Annotated in this window: 13 protein-coding genes and 1 tRNA gene; 9 read left to right on the top strand and 5 right to left on the bottom strand. The window is 72.6% G+C overall.

The window, feature by feature from the left end; translation table 11 throughout:
- Positions 1-118 precede the first annotated feature (118 nt).
- From ABD932_RS17340 to ABD932_RS17330, 3 genes are read left to right on the top strand one after another with little or no spacing between them, the layout of a single operon-like run.
- Positions 119-3,265 carry an EAL domain-containing protein gene (locus tag ABD932_RS17340; RefSeq protein ID WP_345014449.1) on the top strand — a complete coding sequence of 1,049 codons (3,147 nt, stop codon included), beginning with the start codon at positions 119-121 and terminating at the stop codon, positions 3,263-3,265.
- A 16-nt stretch (positions 3,266-3,281) separates the two neighbouring features.
- On the top strand, positions 3,282-4,538 hold the full coding sequence (locus ABD932_RS17335; protein WP_345013583.1) for an aminotransferase class I/II-fold pyridoxal phosphate-dependent enzyme: 1,257 nt from the start codon (positions 3,282-3,284) through the stop codon (positions 4,536-4,538).
- A gap of 7 nt (positions 4,539-4,545) precedes the next feature.
- Positions 4,546-5,322 carry a class I SAM-dependent methyltransferase gene (locus ABD932_RS17330; protein ID WP_345013582.1) on the top strand — a complete coding sequence of 259 codons (777 nt, stop codon included), beginning with the start codon at positions 4,546-4,548 and terminating at the stop codon, positions 5,320-5,322.
- Here ABD932_RS17330 and ABD932_RS17325 read toward each other — a convergent pair.
- Positions 5,231-7,057 carry a glycoside hydrolase family 15 protein gene (locus ABD932_RS17325; RefSeq protein ID WP_345013580.1) on the bottom strand — a complete coding sequence of 609 codons (1,827 nt, stop codon included), beginning with the start codon at positions 7,055-7,057 and terminating at the stop codon, positions 5,231-5,233. The two genes, ABD932_RS17330 and ABD932_RS17325, sit on opposite strands and share 92 nt — an antisense overlap.
- 117 nt (positions 7,058-7,174) lie before the next feature.
- On the opposite strand from ABD932_RS17325, the gene ABD932_RS17320 reads away from it, so the two are divergent.
- Positions 7,175-7,918 carry a TetR/AcrR family transcriptional regulator gene (locus ABD932_RS17320; RefSeq protein ID WP_345013578.1) on the top strand — a complete coding sequence of 248 codons (744 nt, stop codon included), beginning with the start codon at positions 7,175-7,177 and terminating at the stop codon, positions 7,916-7,918.
- Positions 7,919-7,947: 29 nt separating this feature from the next.
- Here ABD932_RS17320 and ABD932_RS17315 read toward each other — a convergent pair whose 3' ends face one another.
- Positions 7,948-8,610: an NUDIX domain-containing protein gene (locus tag ABD932_RS17315; RefSeq protein ID WP_345013576.1), complete on the bottom strand. Its 663-nt coding sequence runs from the start codon at positions 8,608-8,610 to the stop codon at positions 7,948-7,950.
- Positions 8,611-9,167: 557 nt separating this feature from the next.
- Here ABD932_RS17315 and ABD932_RS17310 point away from each other — a divergent pair.
- The 3 genes from ABD932_RS17310 (at position 9,168) to ABD932_RS17300 (ending at position 10,958) form a co-directional block, all read left to right on the top strand.
- Entirely contained in the window at positions 9,168-9,557 is a 390-nt protein-coding gene (locus ABD932_RS17310) for a VOC family protein (RefSeq protein WP_345013574.1), read from the top strand.
- A gap of 61 nt (positions 9,558-9,618) precedes the next feature.
- Positions 9,619-10,515, top strand: coding sequence for an AraC family transcriptional regulator (locus ABD932_RS17305; protein ID WP_345013571.1), 897 nt, complete (start codon positions 9,619-9,621; stop codon positions 10,513-10,515).
- 5 nt (positions 10,516-10,520) lie between these two features.
- Positions 10,521-10,958, top strand: a complete 438-nt coding sequence (locus tag ABD932_RS17300) for a VOC family protein (protein ID WP_345013569.1) — start codon at positions 10,521-10,523, stop codon at positions 10,956-10,958.
- Positions 10,959-10,965: 7 nt separating this feature from the next.
- Here the strand turns inward: ABD932_RS17300 and ABD932_RS17295 are convergent, their stop codons facing one another.
- From ABD932_RS17295 to ABD932_RS17285, 3 genes are all read right to left on the bottom strand, one after another.
- The gene (locus tag ABD932_RS17295) at positions 10,966-12,438 is read right to left on the bottom strand and encodes a tryptophan 7-halogenase (RefSeq protein WP_345013567.1); all 1,473 of its coding nucleotides are present in this window, start codon (positions 12,436-12,438) and stop codon (positions 10,966-10,968) included.
- Positions 12,439-12,466: 28 nt separating this feature from the next.
- Positions 12,467-20,287 (bottom strand): SDR family NAD(P)-dependent oxidoreductase, encoded by a 7,821-nt coding sequence (locus ABD932_RS17290; RefSeq protein WP_345013565.1) that lies wholly within the window; start codon positions 20,285-20,287, stop codon positions 12,467-12,469.
- A gap of 212 nt (positions 20,288-20,499) precedes the next feature.
- Positions 20,500-20,573 (bottom strand) — tRNA-Pro (locus ABD932_RS17285).
- Between the two features lie 101 nt (positions 20,574-20,674).
- Between ABD932_RS17285 and ABD932_RS17280 the strand changes: the two genes are divergently transcribed.
- Both ABD932_RS17280 and cobF read left to right on the top strand, forming a co-directional pair.
- Complete coding sequence (locus ABD932_RS17280; RefSeq protein WP_345013563.1) at positions 20,675-21,190, top strand: DUF309 domain-containing protein; 516 nt, start codon at positions 20,675-20,677, stop codon at positions 21,188-21,190.
- 142 nt (positions 21,191-21,332) lie between these two features.
- The gene (gene cobF / locus ABD932_RS17275; protein ID WP_345013561.1) at positions 21,333-22,124 is read left to right on the top strand and encodes a precorrin-6A synthase (deacetylating); all 792 of its coding nucleotides are present in this window, start codon (positions 21,333-21,335) and stop codon (positions 22,122-22,124) included.
- Positions 22,125-22,187 lie beyond the last annotated feature (63 nt).

Genomic DNA, 22,187 nt, shown 5'->3' with positions numbered 1-22,187 from the left:
CCCGGGCCGGGCGACGAGGTGCAGCAGGGCACCCGCCGTGCCTACGATCGTTACAGGAGGCCCACGTTGGCGCCTCTCGCGCAGCCCGGTCCCCTCCGATTCGGGGAGGCGCTTGCCCGTGCTGCTGGCCCAGCGGCTGATGGTCGCCCACATCGCGCTGGTCGGGGTTATCACCGGCCTGTACATGACCATCCCGGCCCTGCGCACGCCGCTGTGGGCCGTCATCGGGCTCGCGGGTGCCGCCGCCGTCCTCACCGGCGTGCACATCCACCGGCCCGCGCACCGCTGGCCGTGGTGGGTGCTCGCCGCCGGGCTGCTGGCCTTCGCCGCGGGCGACACGTACTACAACGTGCAGGAGGCGTACTTCGCCGCGTCCAATCCGTTCCCGTCCCCGGCGGACGCCTGCTACCTCGCCGTGTATCCCCTGTTCGCCGCGGGCCTGTTCGGTCTGGTGCGGTACCGCTGGGTGGGCCATGACCTGCCGAGCCTGCTGGACGCGCTGATCATCACAGCGGGGCTCGCCCTGCCGGTCTGGGTCTCACTGGTTCAGCCGCTCGCCCGGCTGGAGGGCCTCACCTGGGAGCAGCGCGCGATCAGCATCGCCTACCCGCTCGGGGACATCCTGGTGCTGGCGCTCCTCGCGCGGCTCCTCACCCCCAGCCCCGGGTCCGGCCCCAACCACGCCGTCCAACTTCTCGTGCTGGGCACGCTCACGCTGCTCTGCTTCGACATCGCCTACGGAATCCTCCAGCTCAACAGCACATGGCAGACCGGCACGCTGCTGGACTCGGGCTGGATCGTCTTCTACACGGCGTGGGGACTGGCGGCGCTGCACCCCTCGATGGCGGAGCTGACCGCGTCGGAGTCCCAGCCGCAGTCCCTGCTGCCACCCTGGCGCCGGCTTCTGCTGCTCACGGCGGCCACGCTGATCCCGCCCACGATCCTGGTGTACGAGGAACTCGCGGGCCACGTGCGCGACGCGGCGGTCCTGGGCGCCTTCTCCGGTGTGCTGTTCCTGCTGGTGATCCTGCGGCTCGCGGTGATGGTCGTGGCGCACCGCAAGGCCGTGGCGCGGGAGCAGGCGCTGCGCACCGCGGCCGCCTCACTGGTGGCCGCGTTCTGGCCGGAGGAGGTCGCCCGGGCCTGCGACACCGCGGTCGCCACGCTGTTCGGGCCGAAGGACCCGCACGTGACCGTGCTCCTGTCACCCCAGGACTCACAGAAGCTGTACCGGCGCCTTGCCCGGTGCACCGTCCCGATCGGCGGCCGATGGGTCACGGATCGTGCCGAGCCCTCACGGAGCGGCCCGGCCGATCCCGCCCGCCACCGCACCCTCGTGCTTCCCGTCGCCGTGTTCGGGCCGGAGGTCGCCGTCGAGCTCGGGGATGCGGCAACAGCCCTGGTCTGCCCCATGATCCAGCCCGACCGTCCGGGCGGCGGCGAGCTTCGGGGCGCACTGCTGGCGGCCGGCCCGGAGCGGCAGCTGGCCGAGATGCGCGACTCGCTGGAGATTCTGGCCTCGCACGCGGGGCTGGCGGCGGAGCGCATCGCGCTGCGCCGGGAGATCATCCGCAGTGAGAGCGAGGCGTATTTCCGCACCCTGGTGCACAACGCCACGGACGTCATCCTCATCGTCAACGACGACACAACCGTCCGCTACGCCACTCCGTCCGCTCAGGCCGTGTTCGGCAGCGGCGTCGAGCTGACCGGGAGACAACTGCCGGAACTGCTCGATCGGCGGGAACGGGACCGGGTGGTCCGGACTCTGACGACCCTGCTCAGCAGCGGGCGCCAGGAGGCGCACGACCACTGGTGGTTGGTGCGGGGGACGCGCCGCATCGAGGTGGAGGCGCGCTGCCGTGACCTGCGTCAGGACCAGACCGTGGGCGGTCTGGTCGTGACGCTGCGGGATGTCACCGAGCAGCGTCAACTGGAGCATGAGCTCACCGAGCGGGCCTTCCACGACTCGCTGACCGGTCTGCCCAACCGCGCCCTGCTGCTGGAGCGGACGGAGCGCGCACTCCTGCGCAGCCGCCGGGAATCGGCGATCATCTGTCTGCTCTTCATCGACCTGGACGACTTCAAGATCGTCAACGACACGCTCGGCCACTCGGTCGGGGACCGGCTGCTGCGCGCCGTGGGAGAGCGGCTGTCGGGGACGCTGCGCCGTACCGACACCGCGGCCCGGCTCGGCGGCGACGAGTTCGCGGTGCTGATGGAGGACGCGAAACAGCCCCTCGACGCCGAACTCCTGGCCGCGCAGGTGATCCAGACGCTCAACCGGCCGTTCCAGCTGGCCGACGAGTCGGTGAGCATCTCCGCCAGCGTGGGGGTGGCCACGGCCAGGGACAGCCCGAACGCCGAGGAACTGCTGGCCCTCGCCGATCTGGCCCTGTACGCGGCCAAGGCCTCCGGGAAGCGCCAGTGGCGCCGCTTCCAGCCGCAGCAGCGCGCCCGCGTGATGGAACGCCACGACCTCCAGGCGCGCCTCAACAGGGCGATCGCCGACGAGGAGTTCACCCTGTGCTACCAGCCGGTCGTGGACATCACCACGGGCGACGTCGTGGGCTTCGAGGCACTGGCCCGCTGGCCGAGCCTCGGAAACGAGCCGGTGCCACCGGGACAGTTCATCCCGCTCGCCGAGGAGACCGGCCACATCTCGGCGCTGGGCACCTGGGTGCTGCACCACGCCACGGCCGACATCGCCCGGCTGCAGCACAGCGCCCGGCGGACCAGACCGCCGTACCTCAGCGTCAATGTCTCCGCGCGGCAGTGGCGGGACACGGGTTTCCTGAACGAGGTGTGCAGGGCCCTGGACACCGCCGCTCTGTGCCGGGGCACGCTGCAGCTGGAGCTCACCGAGTCGGTGCTCATGCAGCGCACCGAGCAGATCGACACGCTCATCCGGGAGCTGAAGGACCTCGGCGTGCGCATCGCGGTGGACGACTTCGGCACCGGATACTCCTCGCTGCGCTATCTCCGGGACTTCCCCATCGACGTACTCAAGATCGACAAGACGTTCATCGACGACATCCCGCAGGACCCCCGACAGGTGGCCCTCGTCGAGGGCATCATCCACCTCGCCGACACACTCGGACTTCAGGTGATCGCCGAGGGCATAGAGACGCAGGAGCAGTGGGAGCTGCTGGCGGACATCGGCTGCGGGTACGGGCAGGGGTATCTGTTCGCCCGGCCGATGACGGTGGAGCAGTCAGGGGCGGTCCTGCAGCAGCGCGGCGGTGTCCGGCCGTCTCCGCAAGTGTGAACGCGAGGGAGCAACCATGCGCACGATCGACGCCGACGTCGAACTCCCGCGAGAACGGCGTGCCCCACGGTTGGCCGACCTCGACCACCTGCGGCGGACCAGCCCCATGAGCGACGCCGTGCTGGACGAGGTGCGCGGCCGGCACATCCGCAGCGGCGGCCACTGGCTGATCGACTTCGCGTCCTGCAACTACCTGGGCTTCGACTGGGACCCCGAGATCATCGACGAGATCGAACCGGCCGTACGGCGATGGGGGACGCACCCCAGCTGGTCGCGGCTGCTGGGCAGCCCGCGGCTCTACGCGGACATCGAGGAGCGGCTCGCCGCACTGCTAGGCGCACCGGACACGCTGCTGCTGCCCACCGCCACCCTCATCCACGCCTCGGTGATCCCGGTCCTCGCCGGTGCGGGCCACGTCTTCGTCGAGGCCAGGGCGCACAAAACGGTGTACGACGGCTGTGTGTCGGCCCGGGGTCAGGGCGCACGACTGCAGCGCTTCCGCGCCGACCGGCCCGACGAACTGGACGCCCTGATGCGGGCCCTTCCGTACGACGGGCCGCGGCTGGTCTGCCTGGACGGTGTCGACAGCATGAGCGGGAACATTCCCGATCTTCCGGTACTGGCCGCGATCTGCCGGGACCGGGGCGCGACGCTGTACGTGGACGACACCCACGGTTTCGGTGTCATCGGGGAGCGGACGGCAGCGGAGCCCTGCCCGTACGGATCGCGCGGCAACAGCGTCGTCCGGCACACGGGCGAGACCTACGACGGCATCGTCCTCGTCGGCGGCTTCTCCAAGGCGTACTCGTCGCTGCTGGCCTTCCTCGCCCTGCCCTCCGTGCTGAAGGACCACCTGAAGACCGCCGCCGGTCCGTATCTCTATTCCGGTCCCTCGCCGACGGCGTCCCTGGCCACGGCGCTGGCCGGGCTGGCGGTCAACGACCGCCGTGGGGACGCGATCCGTGCCGACCTGTACGCCAAGACCGTGCGGGTCCTCCGGCACGTGCGCGGCCTCGGCCTGGACACGCCCAGTGTCCGCGAGTTCCCGATCGTGGAGATCCCGCTCGCCGACGCGGCCGACCTGGACGCGGTCGCCCGGTTCCTGTGGGAGCGCGGCATCTACGTGACCCTCGCGGCCTATCCCCTCGTCCCGCGCGACCGGGTCGGTTTCCGGATCCAGGTCACGGCGCTCAACTCCGACGAGGACATCGACCGGCTCAACGACACGCTGAGCCGACTGGCCGAGCAGTGCGTCCTGGCGCGCAGGAGGTGAGCGGGTCATGCCCGCGTTCAAGGCCCCCGGAGCCGCGCCCATCCGCAACGACGACGTGGACTGGGACAGCTGGCCGGTCCAGGACTACCTCGCCGAGAACTACCGCGAGCTGCACCCGTGCGACGCGGCGGTCATCGCCCACCACGCGGGGCTGTACCGGGAGCTGGCGCCCGGGAGCGTCTCGCAGTCCGTGGAGTTCGGTGCCGGGCCCAACCTGTACCCGCTCATGCTGGCCGCCTCCGTCAGCCGCCGCGTCGACGCCGTGGAGGCGGGCGCGTCCAACGTCGCCTATCTCACCGGGCAGCTCCGCCTCGGCCCGGACGCAAGCTGGCAGCCCTTCTACGCGCTGTGCCGGCGACACCTCCCGGGCCTTCCCTCGCCTCTTCCGGAGGCACTGTCGCGGGTACGTGTCGTCCACGGCGACGTCCGGGCTCTGCCGCCCGGCAGGTACGGTCTGGCGTCGATGCACTTCGTGGCCGAGGGCGCGACCGAGGACTTCACCGAGTTCACCGAGTTCTGCCGACTCTTCGCCCGCTGCGTCTTCCCGGGCGGGTACCTGGTGGCCGCGTTCATGGAGAACATGCCGACGTACCGCATCGGCCGCTTCTCACGCTGGCCGGGCTGCCCCGTGGACCCGGACGCCATACGGGAGGTGTTCGCGCCGCTGACCGAGCGGCTCTCGGTCACCCGCATCAACGCCGACCCGACGCTCCCGGACTACGGCGACTCGGGGATGGTCCTGATGACAGGGCGAACGCTGTCTCCACCAGGGCGATATGGCTGAAGGCCTGCGGCGCGTTGCCCAGTTGACGGCTCGCGTCCGGGTCCCACTGCTCGGCGAGCAGGCCCACGTCGTTGCGGATGGCGAGGACCCGTTCGAAGACCTCCATGGCCTGCTCAGGATGGCCGGTGGCAGCGAGTGCATCGGCGTACCACAGGGTGCACGCCACAAATGTGCCCTCGCGGCCGCGCAGTCCGTCCACATCGTGCACGCCGTGGCCCGCAGGGCCGTACCGTCGGACGAACCCGCCGTGGTTCAGCCGCTGTACGGCCCGAACAGTGCCGCGCACCCGCTCGTCCCGGGCCGGCAGGAAGCCGAGCCTGGGGATCAGCAGGGTCGATGCATCCAGGGCGGAGGAGCCGTAGGACTGCACGAAGGAGCCCTGCCGCGCGTCCCACCCCTCCCGGCAGACCTCCCGGTGCACCTCGTCCCGCAGAGCCCGCCACTGGTCCGAGGAACCATTGCGGCCGAGCGACTCTCTGATGCGCAGGGCCCGGTCGGCGGCCACCCAGGCCATTACCTTGGAATGGACGAACTGCCGCCCCGGACCACGCACCTGCCACAGTCCTTGGTCGGGTTCGCGCCAGTGCCGGACAAGGTGGCTCATCAACGCCTCCACCACGCTCCACACCCGGGCGGGCATGGGTATCCCCGCCCGTAGCGACAGGCAGAGAGCGTCCAGGACCTCGCCGTACACGTCGAGCTGGAACTGGCCCTCCGCCGAGTTTCCGAACCGGACCGGCCGCGATCGCTCGTAGCCGGGCAGCCAGGGCGCCTCGGTCTCGTGCAGGAGCCGCTGTCCCCCGACGCCGTACACGGTCTGCAGATGGGCGGGGTCGCCCGCGATGGCCCGCATCAGCCAGTTCAGCCATGCCATGGCCTCGTCGCGGTAGCCGCTGCGCAGCAGGCACGACAGGGTCAGGGTGGAGTCGCGCAGCCAGCAGAACCGGTGGTCCCAGTTGCGTTCCCCTCCGATGCACCCGGGGAGCGAGGTGGTCGGTGCCGCGACGATGCCGCCCGTCGGGGCGTAGGTGAGCGCCTTGAGGGTGATGAGTGACCGCACCACCGCATCCCGCCAGGGTCCTTCGTAGCAGCACCGGGCGGTCCAGCCCCGCCAGAAGTCACCTGTCTCCTTCAGCGCGGTCTCCGCCGGGACGGACAGGGATGCGGGGGCTCCGGGCAGGTGCGACGGCGACCACACAAGCGTCAGGGCCAGTCGCTGCCCGGCCTGGACAGTGAAGTCGAGCACGGTGGGATCCTGCGGATCGGGCACGTGCACCGGCCCGTCGGCGTGCAGCCAGACGGCGTCCGGCCCGGCGACCGCCACCGTGCCGGCCTCGGCGTCCCGGACCCATGGCATGACCCTGCCCTGGTGGAACCGCAGCCGCAGTTCACTGTGCATGGGTACGGAACCCGACACGCCTTCCACGACGCGGACCACACACGGTGACTGCGTACGCGGGGGCATGAAGTCCGTGACGCGAATCCTGTCGCTGCCGCTGTTCCACTCGGTTTCCAGTGCCAGCGTGTCCTGCCGGTAGGCCCGACGCGTACAGTGCCCGCCGGCACATGGAGCCACGCGCCAGAAACCGTTGGCCCGAGTGCCCAGCAATGCGGCCAGGCAGGCGGGAGAGTCGAATCGAGGCAGGCACAACCAGTCGATGGACCCGTCCCTGCCGACCATGGCGGCGGTTTCCAGGTCGCTGAGGAGGGCGTAATCCTCAATGGGTGAACTCATGATCGGAGTACGCCGTGGTGCGCTTCGCCGCACTTCCAGGATACAACGCGTACGTTTACGTTGTATACGGTTGCCATCGCCCGGAGGACACCGGGTCGAGCGGTAAGGAGAAGGCCAATGAACAAGGATCCGGAAAAGGGTCCGGCTCGGCGTGCGAGTGACCACGGGCGACACGGCAGGCTCAGCCGGGAGCGGGTGCTGGCCGCCGCCCTGGATCTGGTCGATCGCGAGGGTCTCTCCGCCCTGAGCATGCGTCGCCTGGGATCCGAACTCGGCGTCGAGGCCATGGCCCTGTACCGCTACGCGTCCAGCAAGGACGCGCTCCTGGACGGGCTGGTCGAGGCCCTCTACCTGGAACTGGAGGACCGTCTCGCCACGGCGTCCCCCGGGGGTGCGGCACCGGACCAGGGTCTTGGTGCCGGGGTTCCCGAGTGGCGGGCCGAGCTGCACCGCATCGCCCTGATCACTTATGACGTCTGCTTCGCCCACCGTCAGGTCGTGCCGCTGATCGCCACGCGCATGATGGCGGTTCCGCTGGCCAGGAGGCCGCCGGCGGTCCTCAGGGACCATGAGCGGGTGCTCGCTCTGCTCCGGGGCGCAGGGCTCGACGAGGAGCGTACCGCCGCCGTCTTCCAGGCCTTCACCGCGTGGGTCCTCGGATACGTGTCCGTGGAACTGCGGGCCATGGTCGACAACCCCGACGAGCCGGAACCCGCGTTCCGCCTCGGCCTGCACCGCATGCCGCCCCAGGAGCTGCCCACGCTCCGGGCGATCGCCCCGGCCCTCGCCGAGCGGGGCGGGCCGGAGGGCCTGGCCGTCGGCGTGGACGCGGTGGTCGACCGTTTCGTCGGCGCATCCTGAGGAAGCACGTGCGCTCGGTGGGGAGGCGTTCAGCGGGCGAACGGGCCCTCCAACGCCGCCCATTGCAGCAGCATGATGGTCTTCGCGTCGGCGATCTCACCGGTCCGGATCATCTCCAGGGCCCGGCGGAAGGGCAGTTCGAGGATCTCGATGTCCTCGCCCTCCTCGTCGAGGCCGCCGCCCTCGTGGGTGCGGGTCGAGGGGCCGTACGCGGCGGCGTAGAAGCTGACGCGTTCGGTGACCGAGCCCGGGCTCATGTAGACGTCGAAGACGTGCTGGACCTCGCCGATGGTGTGCCCGGTCTCCTCCACCACCTCGCGCCGCACCGCGATCTCCGGGTGCTCGTCATCGTCGTCGAGCAGCCCGCCCGGCGTCTCGACGAGCATGCCGTCGGGGTGCCCGTTGACATACACCGGGAAGCGGAACTGGCGCGTGAGCAGGACGGTTTCGCGTTCGGCGTCGTACAGCAGCATGGTGGCCCCGTTGCCGCGGTCGTGCGTCTCGCGCTGCTGGGTGCTCCAGGTGCCGTCGGCGTGCTGGAAGTCGAAGGTGGTGGCACGCTCGACGTACCAGTGACTGGAGAGCAGCCGCACGTCCCGCACCTTGACGCGGGGATTGCCGGTCAGGTCCCGGCCGGCCTGGTCGAGTCCGGTGCGGCCGCGGCGGTCGGGGGTGTCGATGCCGGCGGTCATCGGGCGCCGGCCGAGTGGATGAGCGAGTTGGTCATGGCCCGCTTCTACCATTTCGGGGCGGTCGAAGAGAGCGGGGTGCGCGATGCGGCTGGTTCTGCAGGAGTTCCCGACGCTCGACGGCGTGTCCCAGGGCCCGGGATCCCCGGACGAGGACACCAGCGACGGGTTTACCCGGGGTGGCCGGTTCGTGCCGCATCCGGACGAGGAGTTTCGAGCGCCTGGCCGGCGCCTGGCTCGGCGAGGCGGACGCCTTCCTGTTCGGCCGCCGCACCTACCGGAACTTCGCGCGGGACTGGACCACGGGGTCCTCTCCGGCGACGTCCCCGCCCAGGTGGCCGAGCTGAAGCGGCGTCCGACGGGGCTTCCGAACTACGGGACCTACAGGACCCACGCCTAGACGCGGCGGCCGGACAACCGCGACCGCCGGCTGCCGATCGCTCCCTGAAGGTGACACGCGGCGACCATCCGGACGACAGCCCGCGTGCCGTGGCCCGGGTGGTGGTCCGCTGGGTGTGGCCTCGGAAATCCCGAACGGCACAGGCGAAGGAGACGACGGCATGTTCGGACAGTCGAAGGCGTTCAGCGGCTTCTCGGTCGACGACCTCGGGAGGGCTCGTGAGTTCTACGGCGAGACCCTCGGCCTCTCGGTGGAGGAGACCGGGGAGGGCGACATGAGGATGCTCACGATCAAGCTGGGCACCGGTGCAAACGTCTTTGTCTACCCCAAGGACAACCACACCCCCGCGAGCTTCACGATCCTCAACTTCCCCGTGGACGACGTCGAGGCGGCCGTCGACGGGCTGGCGCAGCGGGGCGTGACCATGGAGCGCTACCCGGAGTTCGAGGCCGACGACAAGGGCATCGTCCGGGGCCCCGAGGGACCGGCGGCGATCGCCTGGTTCACGGACCCGGCGGGCAACGTTCTGTCGGTGCTCCAGGAGAACTGACCCGGGCCCGCCGGTCGGCGAGCTGTGGCCCCGGAAGTCGGGGCGGCGGCATACTGGCCGCATGGGCGCGCCTACCGGCCGGGAATCCGAGCCGCCCGGGGAAGTCCGCGAGTTCGTCCGAGCCGCGCCGCACCTGGACGGCATGGTGGTCTCCGCGGTCGGCTATCGATCCGCGGGTGTGCGACCCGCCCTCCACCGAGGGCTGCCTTCCCCGTACCTCACGCTCATCTTCTCGCTCGACGGTCCCGTGGTCAGTGGCCACACCCCCGAGCAGGTGCACGGGAGCGACGCCGCGCGGACGGACATCGTGGTGGGCGGTCTGCATCAGCGTCCGGCGTACGTGCTGCAGCCCGAGCACGAGGCGGGCATCCAGCTGTCCGTGCATCCGCTGGCGGCCCGGAGGCTGCTCGGCATGCCCGCAGGGGAGCTCTCCGACGAACTCGTCGTCTCGGGTGCGGACGTCCTGGGGCGGGACGCGTGCGAGGTCCACGAGCGGTTGTGCGCACAGGGAACGTGGAGCGAGCGTTTCGCTCTCGTGACCGACTACCTCCAGCGGCGCGCGGCAGCGGCCGGACGCACCGCGGAGGTACGGCCCGAGGTCTGCGAGGCATGGGCCTGGCTCGCCCGGCACCGGGGCGCGGGCACGCTGGACGGACTGGCCGCCCATGTGGCGCTGAGCCCGCGCCGGCTGACCACCCTGTTCCGGGCCGAGACCGGCATCGGCCCCAAGCAGGCCGCCCGGCTGATGCGGTTCCAGCACGCGCGCGGCGCCGTCGTCCGGGCCGTCACCGCGGGCCACGCACCGGACCTGGCACGGGTGGCCGCCGACTGCGGCTACTACGACCACTCACACCTGGTGCGGGACTTCAGGCAGTACACCGACCTGAGCCCCACCGGCTGGCTGGCCGAAGAGTGCCGGAATATCCAAGCCGGCGGCCACCGCAACGGCGAAGAGTAAGAGACATGAACGCCACTGCGAACACCGCACAGACCACGCAGACCCAGCGCGCCCCCAGCGTCTGGCCGACGCTCCAGGCCCACGACGCCCCCGCGCTGATCGACTTCCTCGTCGGCACCGTCGGCTTCCGGCGCACCGCCGTGTACCAGGACGGCGACCTTGTCGCGCACGCCCAGCTCGACTGGCCCGAGGGCGGCGGGATCATGCTCGGCTCGCACAAACCGGGCAGCGCGTCCTGGTCCCTGCAGCCGGGCACCTTCGGGGCGTACGTCGTCACCGAACACGTCGACGATCTCCACCGGCGTCTCAAGGACGCCGACGTGAAGATCATTCGCGAGATCGAGGACCAGCCCTACGGCAGCCGCGAGTTCGCCATCGCCGACCCGGAGGGCAACAAGTGGTCCTTCGGCACCTACCCGGGCGAGCCCCGCCGGGCCGACTGAGACCGTTTCAGGCGGGGGTCCAGGACAGGCCGTCCGCGGTGACGGCGAGTGAGTCGGGGGCGGTCGGGGCCGGGTCGTCGAGCGGACCGCCGTAGAGGGCCTGTTCCTGGAGGTCGTTGCCGGTACGGAAGGTCTCGCCGACGACCCGGGCCGACAGCAGCGGGTTGACGCGGTCGTCCGCCGCCGCCAACCGGCCCACCGCACCGTCCAGTTCGGCCGCCGCGGCGCGCCAGTGGTCGCCGAGTTGTTCGGGGCCCACGACCGCCCTGTCGCCGGACACCAGTCCGCCGGCGAGTTCGGCGAACGCGGCGGCCTCGCCGAGGTCGACCTTGGTCACCTTCTTCGCCGCCCAGAAGTACGACTCCTCGGCCTGCTCCATGTCGTAGAACGCGATGAGGAACTCGTAGAACACGGCGTACTCACGGCGGTAGCGGGCCTCGAACTCGGCGAAGCCGCGCGACTCCGGCACGCTGCCGTCCAGGGCGGCGTTGACCGCGCGGGCGGCGAGCAGGGCACCGTAGGTCGCCAGGTGCACGCCCGAGGACAGCACCGGGTCCACGAAGCACGCGGCGTCTCCGACGAGCGCCATGCCCGGGGTCCAGAAGGACTTCTTCCAGTACGAGTAGTCCTTGCGCACCCGGACGCGGTCGTATGGCGGGTCGGTCGCGACCGGCACGCCCGTGAGCAGCCGGTCGACGTCCGGGCAGGCCCGGATCATGTCCTGCCAGGCGGCGCGCGGATCACGCTGCACGGCGGGGATGTGCTCGGGCGAGATCACCGCGCCGACGCTGGTCAGGTCGGGCCGCAGCGGGATGTACCAGATCCAGCCGGCGTCGAAGGCGGCGCAGAAGATGTTGCCGCTGTTCGGCTCGGGGAGCCGTTGCCCGCCCTCGTAGTAGCCGAACACGGCGAGGTTGCGGAAGAAGTCGGAGTACACGCGGGTGCCGCCGACCTGGCCGTGGATCCGGCTGGTGTTGCCGGAGGCGTCGATGACGTGCGGGGCGTACGCCGTCCGTACGGTCCCGTCGGGGTCGGTGTACTCGACGCCGCGCACCCGTTCGCCGTCGGGGAGGACGCGGCGCACCGGACTGCCCTCGCGTATCTCGACGCCCGCCCTGCCGGCGTTGCGCAGCAGGATCTCGTCGAACCGGGAGCGCTCCACCTGGAAGGCGGTGGCCGTGGGTTCGGGGAGGCGGGGCGTCATGGAGAAGGAGAACTGCCACGGCTCGGGGTCACGGCCCCAGCGCAGGGTTCCGCCGCGTTTGAGCGTGAACCCGGCCTTGGCGACCTCGTCGGCGACGCCGAGGATCTGGCAGACACCGTGCACGGTGGCGGGCAGCAGCGACTCGCCGATCTGGTACCGGGGGAAGGTCTCCCGCTCCAGCAGCAGCACCCGATGCCCGCGCATGGCCACGACGGTCGCGGCGGTCGAGCCGGCCGGCCCGCCGCCCACGACGATCAGGTCGTAGTCCGGGTTCATCCAGGGTCTCCTGTTCTTGTGGGGGGGGTTACGCGGTCAGCCAGGCGCGGATCGCCGCGGCGGTGGTGTCGGCGTCGTGGTGGACGAGGGAGTAGTGGTCGCCCGGGATGTCGGCGGTGTCGTGCGGCAGCGGCCAGTGGGGGTGCCAGTCCCCGTCGGGGTCGGTCCGCCGCATGTTCGCGGTCGGCCGGCCGCGCAGCAGCAGCGTGGGGACCGGCGACGGTTCGGGCCGCCATTGCTCCAGCACGCGCGCGTAGCCGCCTCCCGCCATCAGCAGCGAGTCGTCGAACTGATCGATGAGGTCGTCCGGCAGGGCCGCCCCGGCGGCCATCAGGACCAGCCCCCGCGCATCCTCGCGGCGCAGGACGCCGACGTGGGAGTCCAGCAGGATCACACCGGCCGGTGGCTGCCCCTCCCGCGCGAGATGCCGGGCCACGGCGTGCGCGACCGCTCCGCCGGCGCAGTAGCCGACGAGGACCGGCGGCCGCCCGGCGGACAGCTCGCGCACCGTGTCGGCGTGCGCCCGTATCAGCGTGGCCACGCTGTCCGGGACCGCCCGGTGGGCGCCGAGCCCGGGATGCTCCAGCAGGAACAGGTCCCGTTCGCCGTCGAACTGCTTCGCCAGGCCGATCGGGATGCGCTGGGTCGGCGTCAGGTAGTCCGGAAGGTAGGCCAGCGCGGCGCCGTCGCCGTGGGCGAGCCGGACCGGCGGGGCGGTGTACCGGGCTCGGTCGGCCGCGGAGAATGTCGGGAGCGCGTACGACGCGAAGTGGCGCAGCGCCATCGCCTCCAGCGGCCCCTGCTCGCGCAGCACGCGATGGTAGACGGTGCCGAACCGGGCGTTGCTCGCCATGCCGCCGCCGGCCGTGATCCGTGGCTCCGCTTCGACTCCGCCCTGTGGCAGGCCGCCTGCGTCGCGGAGGGCGGCGTGGACGTGCGCGGCCAGGGCGGGCAGCGTGGGGTGCTCGAGGACGATCGTCGGCGCCAGCCGGACCCGTGTGAACGCGCTGAGCCGGTTGCGGACTTGGACAGCCGTCAGTGAGTCGAAGCCGAGCTCGGTGAACTCGCGGTCGACGGGGAACGAAGCCGCGTCCGGAAAGCCCAGCACGGCGGCCAGCTCGGCCCGGATCAGCTCGGCGAGCTCGGCTTCGCGACGGTCCGCCGGAACGGCCGCCAGCCGGTCGCGCCAGCCGCCCGGAGTCTGCTGGACGGCCGGAGCGGCGGTGACCGTCTGTGCCGCCCGGGCCGGACGGCCGGGCAGCAGGTCCGCGAGAACCGGCGGCGTGGCCCGGCCTCTCGCGGTCGTCGGGTCAAGCGGGACCGGCACGAGCACCGGCTCGGGTGTGCGCAGCGCGGCGTCGAGCAGATCGATGCCCTCGGACTCGGTGACCGCCCGGACGCCGCCCTCGCCGAGCCGGTGCGGGGCGACGCGGCCTGCCATGCCTTCGTCGTCCTCGGTGACCCACGGGCCCCAGGCCAGTGCCTGCGCGGGCAACCCGCGCGCGGCCCGGTGCAGGGCGAGCGCGTCGAGGAACCCGTTCGCCGCCGCGTAGTTGGCCTGCCCGGGCCGGCCCAGCACACCGGCCGCCGAGGAGTAGAGCACGAACGCGGACAGGTCGAGGCGGCTGGTCGCCTCGTGCAGATGCCAGGCGGCGTCCGCCTTCGGCGCCAGCACGCTCGCCACCCGCTCGGGCGTCATGCCGTCCACCACTCCGTCGTCCACCACCCCGGCCAGGTGGAACACCGCCGTCAGCGCCGGCCCGCAGGACCCGACGAGGGCAGCGACGGCCGCCCCGTCGCTCACGTCGCACGACACCACCCGCACGTCCGCGGCCAACTCTGCCGTCCACGCCGGGATACGGCCGCTGCGACCGGCCAGCAGCAGGTGCCGCACCCCGCGTTCGGCCACGAGGTACCGGGCGAGGCTCGCGGCCAGCGCGCCGGTGCCGCCGGTGATCAGCACCGTCCCTTCGGGGTCCAGGTCGGGCGGCGCGGCGGACGGCGGATCCGCGGCGGTCAGTCTCGGCACCAGAATGTCGCCGTCGGCCAGGGCGACCTGCGGCTCGCCGGTACGCAGCGCCGCGTCCAGGAGCGCCGGCGAGGCGGTCCCGCCGCGGCGGTCGACCAGCACGATCCGGCCGGGGTGCTCGGACTGGGCACTGCGCACGAGTCCGGCGACCGCGGCCTCGGCCAGGTCGGGATCGTCCCCGGTGGCGTTGTGCGTGAGCACAACGAGACGGCCCGGCCACGCCTGCGACGTCCACTCGCGCACCCGCTCCAGCACGGCCGTGACCAACCCCCGTACGCGACCGGGCAGATCGGTGCCTTCAGGCTGGGCGGCGGACAGGTGTGCGACGTCGAGCAGTTCGTGATCCGGGTCGGTGTCACCGATGGAGAGGCCGGTGGCAGACGTCGTCGGCGTGGCAGGGGTGGCAGGGGTAACGGCCTTCCAGGCCATCCTGTACGGCCGGGCGGCGCCGGCCGCGTCCTGCACCGGGATCGGCCGTGTGACTACCGACTCGACGGCGGCCAGCGGACGGCCTGCCGGGTCGGTGAGGGTGACGCGGAGCTCGTCCGGGCCGAGCCGTTGCAGGTGTGCCCGTGCGGCGGTGGCTCCGGTCGTGTACACGGTCACACCGGTGCAGGCGAGCGGGGCTCGCGGCTCGTCCGGTTGCCGGGCCAGCAGCGCGGTGTGCAGCGCCGCGTCGAGCAGAGCGGGATGCAGGGTGTACGACCCTGCGGTCGCCGCTTCCCGGGGCGGGAGCGTCAGCTCGGCGAAGAGGTCCGTGTCCCGGCGCCACAGTGCCGTCACCACACGGAACGCCGGGCCGTAGTCATGGCCGTACGCGGCGAGCCGTGGATAGTCGACGGGAATCTCCTCGGCGCCCTCGGGCGGCCACGCCCCGTACACGGGAGCGGGCGGTGGACCGGCCGGGGCGAGCGTCGCGGTGGCGTGCCGGGTCCAGGGCCCCGCGGTATCTGCCGTGCGGGCCCAGACGGTGACCGGGCGGTGCCCTTGCCCGTCCGCTGCACCGGCGACGACTTGAACCCGCACCGGATCCGCCGGGGGCAGCAACAGCGGCTCCAGGAAGGCCAGTTCGGCCAGCCGGACGGCGTCGGACGTTCCGGCCGCGCGGCCGGCCAGCTCGGCGAACAGCGTCGCGGGCGCCAGGACCCGATCCCCGATCACATGGTCGGCGAGCCAGGGCAGGCGGGCGGGGGACAGCACCCCGGTGTGCCGGATCCCGGGCCCGTCGGCATCCGGCTGCGGCTCCCCCACCAGCGGATGACCGGCCGGGACCCGGTGCCGGACGGCGTCGAGCCAGTAGCGCTGCCGCTGGAAGGGGTACGTGGGCAGCGGGCGGTATGCGCGGGCACCGCTGTCCGCGTACACCGCCCGCCAGTCCACCGGCACTCCGTGCACGTGCAGGGCGGCCAGGGCCGCCAGCGCCCCGCCTGCGTCCGGGCACGCGGTGAACACCGCGCCCGCGTCCGGCGGTACGCACTCCTCGGCCGACACGCTGAGCGCGGCCGAGGGGCCGGCCTCGACGAACGCCGTCACGCCCGCATCCGCCAGCCTGCCCACCGCGTCGGCGAACCGTACGGTTTCGCGTGCCTGCCGCACCCAGTGGTCGGCGGTGGTGAGTGCGTCCGACTCGGGACGGCCGGTCAGCGTGGACACCACGGGCACGGACGGGCGTCGGTAGTCCACCGATTCGGCGACCGCGCGGAACTCGTCCAGCATCGGGTCGAGCAGCGGCGAGTGGAAGGCATGGCTGACCCGCAGCCGGGTGGCCGGGCAGCCGATCCGGGCGGCCAGCGCGGTCACCGCGTCCTCATCTCCGGAGAGCACCACGGACTCGGGCCCGTTGACCGCCGCCACCGCGACCCGGCCGGGCACCTCGGCGTCGTCGAGCAGGCGCCTCACCTCGGTCAGCGGCGCGCGCACCGCGATCATCGCGCCGCCGTCGGGCAGGGCCGCCATCAGACGGCCGCGCGCGGCCACCAGCCGCACCGCGTCGGCACGGGAGAACACGCCCGCGACATGGGCGGCGGCCAGTTCACCCACCGAGTGGCCGACCAGGAAGTCCGGTCGTACGCCCCATTCGGAGAGCAGCGTGTGCAGGGCGACCTCGAAGGCGAACAGCGCGGGCTGCGCGTAGTCGGTGCGCTCCAGCAGAGCGCCGTCGGGGTCGTCGATCACCTCCCGCAGGGGCCGGTCGAGCCACGGCGTGAACGCCTCGCACAGCTCGGTGAAGGCCGTGTCGAACACGGGAAAGGCCGCCGCCAGTTCACGGCCCATGCCGGGCCGCTGCGCCCCCTGGCCCGCACAGAGCAGCGCCACCCGCGGACGGGCACGCACGGTGCTCCGGTACAGCGCAGGGCCGAACGCCGGACTGTCGGCGCCGTCCGCCAGGTCGCGCAGTCCGGCGAGCAGACCGTCGGCGCCGCTGGCCAGGACGGCCGCGCGACGGGGCAGCGGTGTCCTGGTGGTCGCCAGGGAGTACGCGATGTCCAGCGCGGTCTCGTCGGTCGCGTCGGCCAGTGCGGCCGCCAGCCTCCCGGCGTGGGCCCGCAGGCCGGCCTCGTCGCTGCCGCTGACGAGCCAGGGGACGACCGGCCAGGCGCGCGCGGGCTGGGCCGAGCCTCGCCCGACGCCATCGCCGGCACGGGCCCCCGCACCCTCACCCTCACCGAAGCCGACTCCGCCCTCGACACCGCTGTCGATGTCCGACGGCTCCTCGATGATCACGTGCGCGTTGGTGCCGCCGATGCCGAACGAGGAGATCGCCGCCCGGCGCGGCCTCTCGCGCTGCGGCCAGGAGCGCGCCCGGTCGAGCAGGCGCACGGCCCCGGTGGACCAGTCCACGTGCGGCGACGGCTGGTCCGCGTACAGCGATGCGGGCAGTTCGCCGTGCCGCATCGCCTCGATCATCTTGATCACGCCCGCCACTCCGGCCGCGGCCTGGGTGTGCCCGAGGTTCGACTTGACCGAGCCCAGCCACACCGGGTCGGCGGGGTCGCGGTCCTGGCCGTAGGTGGCCAGCAGGGCGCCCGCCTCGATCGGGTCGCCGAGCGCGGTCCCCGTGCCGTGTCCCTCGACCACGTCGACGTCGGCCGGGCGCAGTCCGGCGTCGGCCAGCGCCAGGTGGATCAGCTCCCGCTGGGCCTCGCCGTTGGGGGCGGTCAGCCCGTTCGACGCGCCGTCGGAGTTCACCGCCGAGCCGCGCAGCACGGCCAGCACCGGGTGGCCGTTGCGTCGGGCGTCCGAGAGCTTCTCCAGCAGGACGAGGCCCACGCCCTCCGCCCATGCCGTGCCGTCCGCGCCCGCCGCGAACGAGCGGCACCGGCCGTCCGGTGACAGCGCCCGCTGGCGGCTGAACGCGACGAACGGCTGCGGGCTCGACAGCACCGTCACCCCGCCGGCCAGCGCGAGCGAGCACTGACCCGCCCGCAGCGCCGCGGCGGCCAGGTCCATCGCGACCAGGGAGGACGAACAGGCCGTGTCCACGGTCATGGTCGGGCCGCGCAGGCCCAGCACGTAGGAGATCCGGCCGGACGCCACACTGCCCGCCGAGCCGACGCCGATGTGCGACTCCAGCTCGTGCGGCGACACCCCGCTGCCGTAGCCGGCGTGCATCAGGCCGACGAACACACCGGTGCTGCTGCCACGCAGCGACGGCGCCGGAACACCCGCGCGCTCCAGCGTCTCCCAGGCGACCTCCAGCAGCAGCCGCTGCTGGGGATCCGTGGCCAGGGCCTCCCGTGGCGAGATGCCGAAGAACAGGGGATCGAAATCCGCCGCGTCGTGGAGGAAACCGCCACGACGGGTGTACGTGGTGCCGATCCGGTCCGGGTCGGGATCGTGCAGGGCGTCAATATCCCAGCCGCGGTCGCCGGGGAACTCGCCGGTGGCGTCCACGCCGTCGGCGACCAGTCGCCACAGTTCCTCGGGCGAGCTCACTCCGCCCGGGTAGCGGCAGCCGACGGCCACGATCGCCACCGGTTCGGCCACCGGCCCGCGGCGTGGGAGTGCCGTCGTGGGTGCGCTGCCGTGCAGCCGGGTGTCGAGGTGGGCGGCGACCGCGGCCGGGGTCGGGTGGTCCCAGACCAGCGTCGCGGGCAGCCGCAGTCCGGTGCGCAGGCTGAGCCGGTGCCACAGGGACATCGCGTCCATCGAGGTCAGGCCGAGATCGGCGAACGCCGTGCCGGGATCGGCGGCCGTCCCACGGATCGCCGCGGTCTCCGCGCACACGAGGTCGACCAGCGCGGCCCGCCGCTCGCCGGGCGTACGGCCGGACAGCCGCGCGAGCTCCGGCTCGGCCGGGCGTTCGGCGAGCGTCTCGCGCAGGACCGCCCGCCGTGGCTTGCCCCCGGCGGTGCGCGGCACGGCCGGTGTGAACAGGACCTCCTCGGGCACCTTGTGCGCGGACAGCACGGCGGCGCAGGCCCGCAGCACGGCTGCCGGTTCGACCGTCTGTTCCGCCGGGACGACGAACGCCACCGGCACCTCGCCGAGCAGCGGGTGGGCGCGTGCCACCACAGCCGCGTCCAGCACCCCGGGCAGGCCGCGCAGGACCTGCTCGACCTCGGCCGGGTCGACGTTCTCGCCGCCGCGCACGATCCGGTCGTTCACCCGGCCCGTGACCGTCAGACACCCGTGCTCGACGAGCCGGCCCAGATCGCCGGTGCGGTACCAGCCATCGCGCAGCGCTGCGGCGGTCTCCTCGGGCCGGTTGTGGTAGCCCAGCATGACGCCGGGCCCGCGCACCCAGATCTCCCCCTCCGCGCCGGCCGCGTCCCGGCCGCTCTCGGGATCGACCAGCCGGACCTCCATGCCGGGGACGAGCGGTCCGCTGCTGCCGCGCACCCTCGGCCCGCGCACCGACTCCATGGCGATCTTGCCGCAGGTCTCGGTACTGCCGTACCCATCGAGGAGCGGGGCGCCGAACCGCGTCTCCACCTCGTCCCGCAGGTCCGGTTCACTGGGCGCGCCCGCGCTGACGCACAGCCGCAGCGACGGCACGGCGCCGAGGCCGGCGTCGAGCAACTGGCGGTAGGTGAGCGGCACGCCGCCCAGCACGGTCGGCCCGAACTCGCCGATCAGCCGCACCAGTTCGGCCGGATCCGCGGCCGCGGTGATCCGCGCGCTCGCCCCGGCCACGGTCGTGCCCAGCACGCACAGCGAGTGGGCGTAGGTGTGCGCGAGCGGCAACGGCCACAGCAGCCGGTCCGCCTCCGACAGTCCCAGCCGCGGCACGTAGCAGGCGACGGGCGACCACAGCGCGGACCGCTGGCTCGCCACGGCGGCCCTCGATGTCCCTGAGGTGCCGGAGGTGTAGAGCAGCCATGCGGGCTCGTCCAGCCCGAGGTCATCACGAGGGGGCGCCGACGAGTGCCCGGCGGCGAGATCCTCGAAGCGGGCGGCGTCGTCCGGTGCCGTGTCCTCACCGGTCACCACCAGACGGGGTGCCCGACCGGCGGTCAACCGGGCGATCCGCGGCAGCTGCCGCCGGTCGGTGACCAGCACGGACGGATCGCAGTCGGCCAGGAGCGCGGCGAGCTCCGCGTCGGTACCGCGCGGACTCAGCGGCACGCCGACCGCGGCGGCCCGGACCGTGGCCAGCAGGCCTTCGACCAGTTCCACGCTGTTGTCCAGGCAGAACGCCACGCGCTCGCCGCGCCCGACCCCGAGTCCGACCGCCAACCCGGCGGTCCGGCGCTCCAGTTCGGCCCAGCTCACCGCGCGCCGGTCGTCGGCGAACGCGACCTTCTCGCCCAGCCGTAACGCGTTCCCGGCCAGCAACTCCGGCACAGGCCGGACCCCGCCCGCTTCCCCTGCCCCCATCGAGCCTCCTGCCCGTCGAGCGTCCGCCCCGTGTCAGTCCGATCTACGTCGACTTCGGGCGCCCCGTCAAGATCGCATCCGGGCAAGGATCACGTAAGTGAGGCAGCGTCAATGCCCAGGGACACGGCGGACGGTGGACCGTGGACGGTGGAAACGACCCGCATGCAAAAAGGGCCCTCACAGGCTGCTGCCTGCGAAGACCCTTCGCACCGTCGGGACGACAGGATTTGAACCTGCGACCCCTTGACCCCCAGTCAAGTGCGCTACCAAGCTGCGCCACGTCCCGGTGCGTCTCGCGCGGTGAACCGCGTGATCGCGCGAACAGCACTTTACCCCACGTCGAGGCCCGCTTCGCAGAGGGCGGGGGCAAGGCGGGACAATCGACGTATGGGCAGCACATCCTCAGGCAGGCCGGCCGGTGCGCGGGACAGGGACGACGAGGGGCGAGCGCGCAGCGCCCGGCCGCGGGACGGGCTGGGGCGCCCCTTGCCCTATGGGGCGGAGGGTGTGGAGCGGCAGCCCGAGGGGGTCGTACGCACCCCCGAGCAGAGCGTCATGGAGGCGCAGGAGCTGCTCGACGCGGGCAAGCCCTTCCACGCGCACGAGGTCTTCGAGGACGCCTGGAAGTCGGGGCCCGAGGAAGAGCGGACGTTGTGGCGGGGCCTGGCCCAGCTCGCGGTGGGACTCACCCACGCGGCCCGGGGCAACGTCACGGGCGGGGCGCGGCTGCTGCGACGCGGGGCCGGGGCGGTCCAGGAGTGGGCGTCGGTCTCGGGGCGCGCGCAGCCGTACGGGATGGACCTGGCCGGGCTCGCCGGGTGGGCGCGGACGGTGGCGGAGGACGTGGAGCGGGGCGCCGGGGCCGTGGACGCGAGGGAGCGGGCGCCGCGGCTGCTGGCGTGAGACCGGAGGCGGCCCCGCCCGCGCGGGAGCGGGGCCCGGCGAGAGCGGCCGTGCCCCTCAGAGAGCCGTCCACCACGCCCACACATGCCCCGACCTCGGACGCGGTGCCCGCGTTGTCAGTGGCGTGCGGCAGACTCGGGGTGTGCGAAAGATTCATGTCATCGGTATTGGGGCGGGCGACCCCGAGCAGCTGACGCTGCAGGCGGTCAGGGCGCTGCGGGGCACGGACGTGTTCTTCATCCTCGACAAGGGCGAGGTGAAGTCGGACCTCACGCAGCTGCGCCGGGACATGCTGGACGCGCACATACCGGAGGGGACGTACCGGGTCGTCGAGGCACGGGACCCGGAGCGGGACCGCTCCGCGGGGGGTGCCGCCTACTCCCCCGCCGTCGGGGACTGGCGCAGTGCCCGCGCCGGGATCTACGAGCGGCTGATCACCGAGGAACTGGGCGAGGACGAGACGGGTGCGTTCCTGGTGTGGGGTGACCCCGCGCTGTACGACAGCACGCTCGGGATCCTCCAGGAGGTCCTGGACAAGGGCGCGGTGGACTTCGAGTACGACGTCGTGCCCGGTATCAGCAGTGTCTCCGCGCTCGTCGCCCGGCATCGGACGGGGCTCAACCGGGTCGCCCGGCCCGTGCAGATCACGACCGGGCGGCGGCTGGCCGAGGGCTTCCCGGAGGGCGTGGACGACGTGGTCGTCATGCTCGACGCCCACCAGGCCTTCCGGCGGTACGCCGACCAGGACATCGACATCTACTGGGGCGCGTACATAGGCACCCCGGACGAGATCCTCGCCTCGGGCCCCATCGCCGAGGCCGCGCCCCGGATCGAGCGGCTGCGTGCCGAGGCGCGCGAGCGCAAGGGCTGGATCATGGACACCTATCTGCTGCGCAGGAATCCGAAGGAGCAGAAGGAGCAGAAGGAGCAGTAGGAGCCCGGCAGGTACACGGTCGGGGCGGGGCCCGCCGCACGGCACCCGAGCGGACCGTTCCCG

Source organism: Streptomyces shaanxiensis, from assembly GCF_039537145.1.
In the GTDB taxonomy this organism is placed as follows: Bacteria; Actinomycetota; Actinomycetes; order Streptomycetales; family Streptomycetaceae; genus Streptomyces; species Streptomyces shaanxiensis.
The sequence above is the reverse complement of the archived record's forward strand: the minus strand, read 5'-3'. Positions and strand labels throughout refer to the sequence as shown.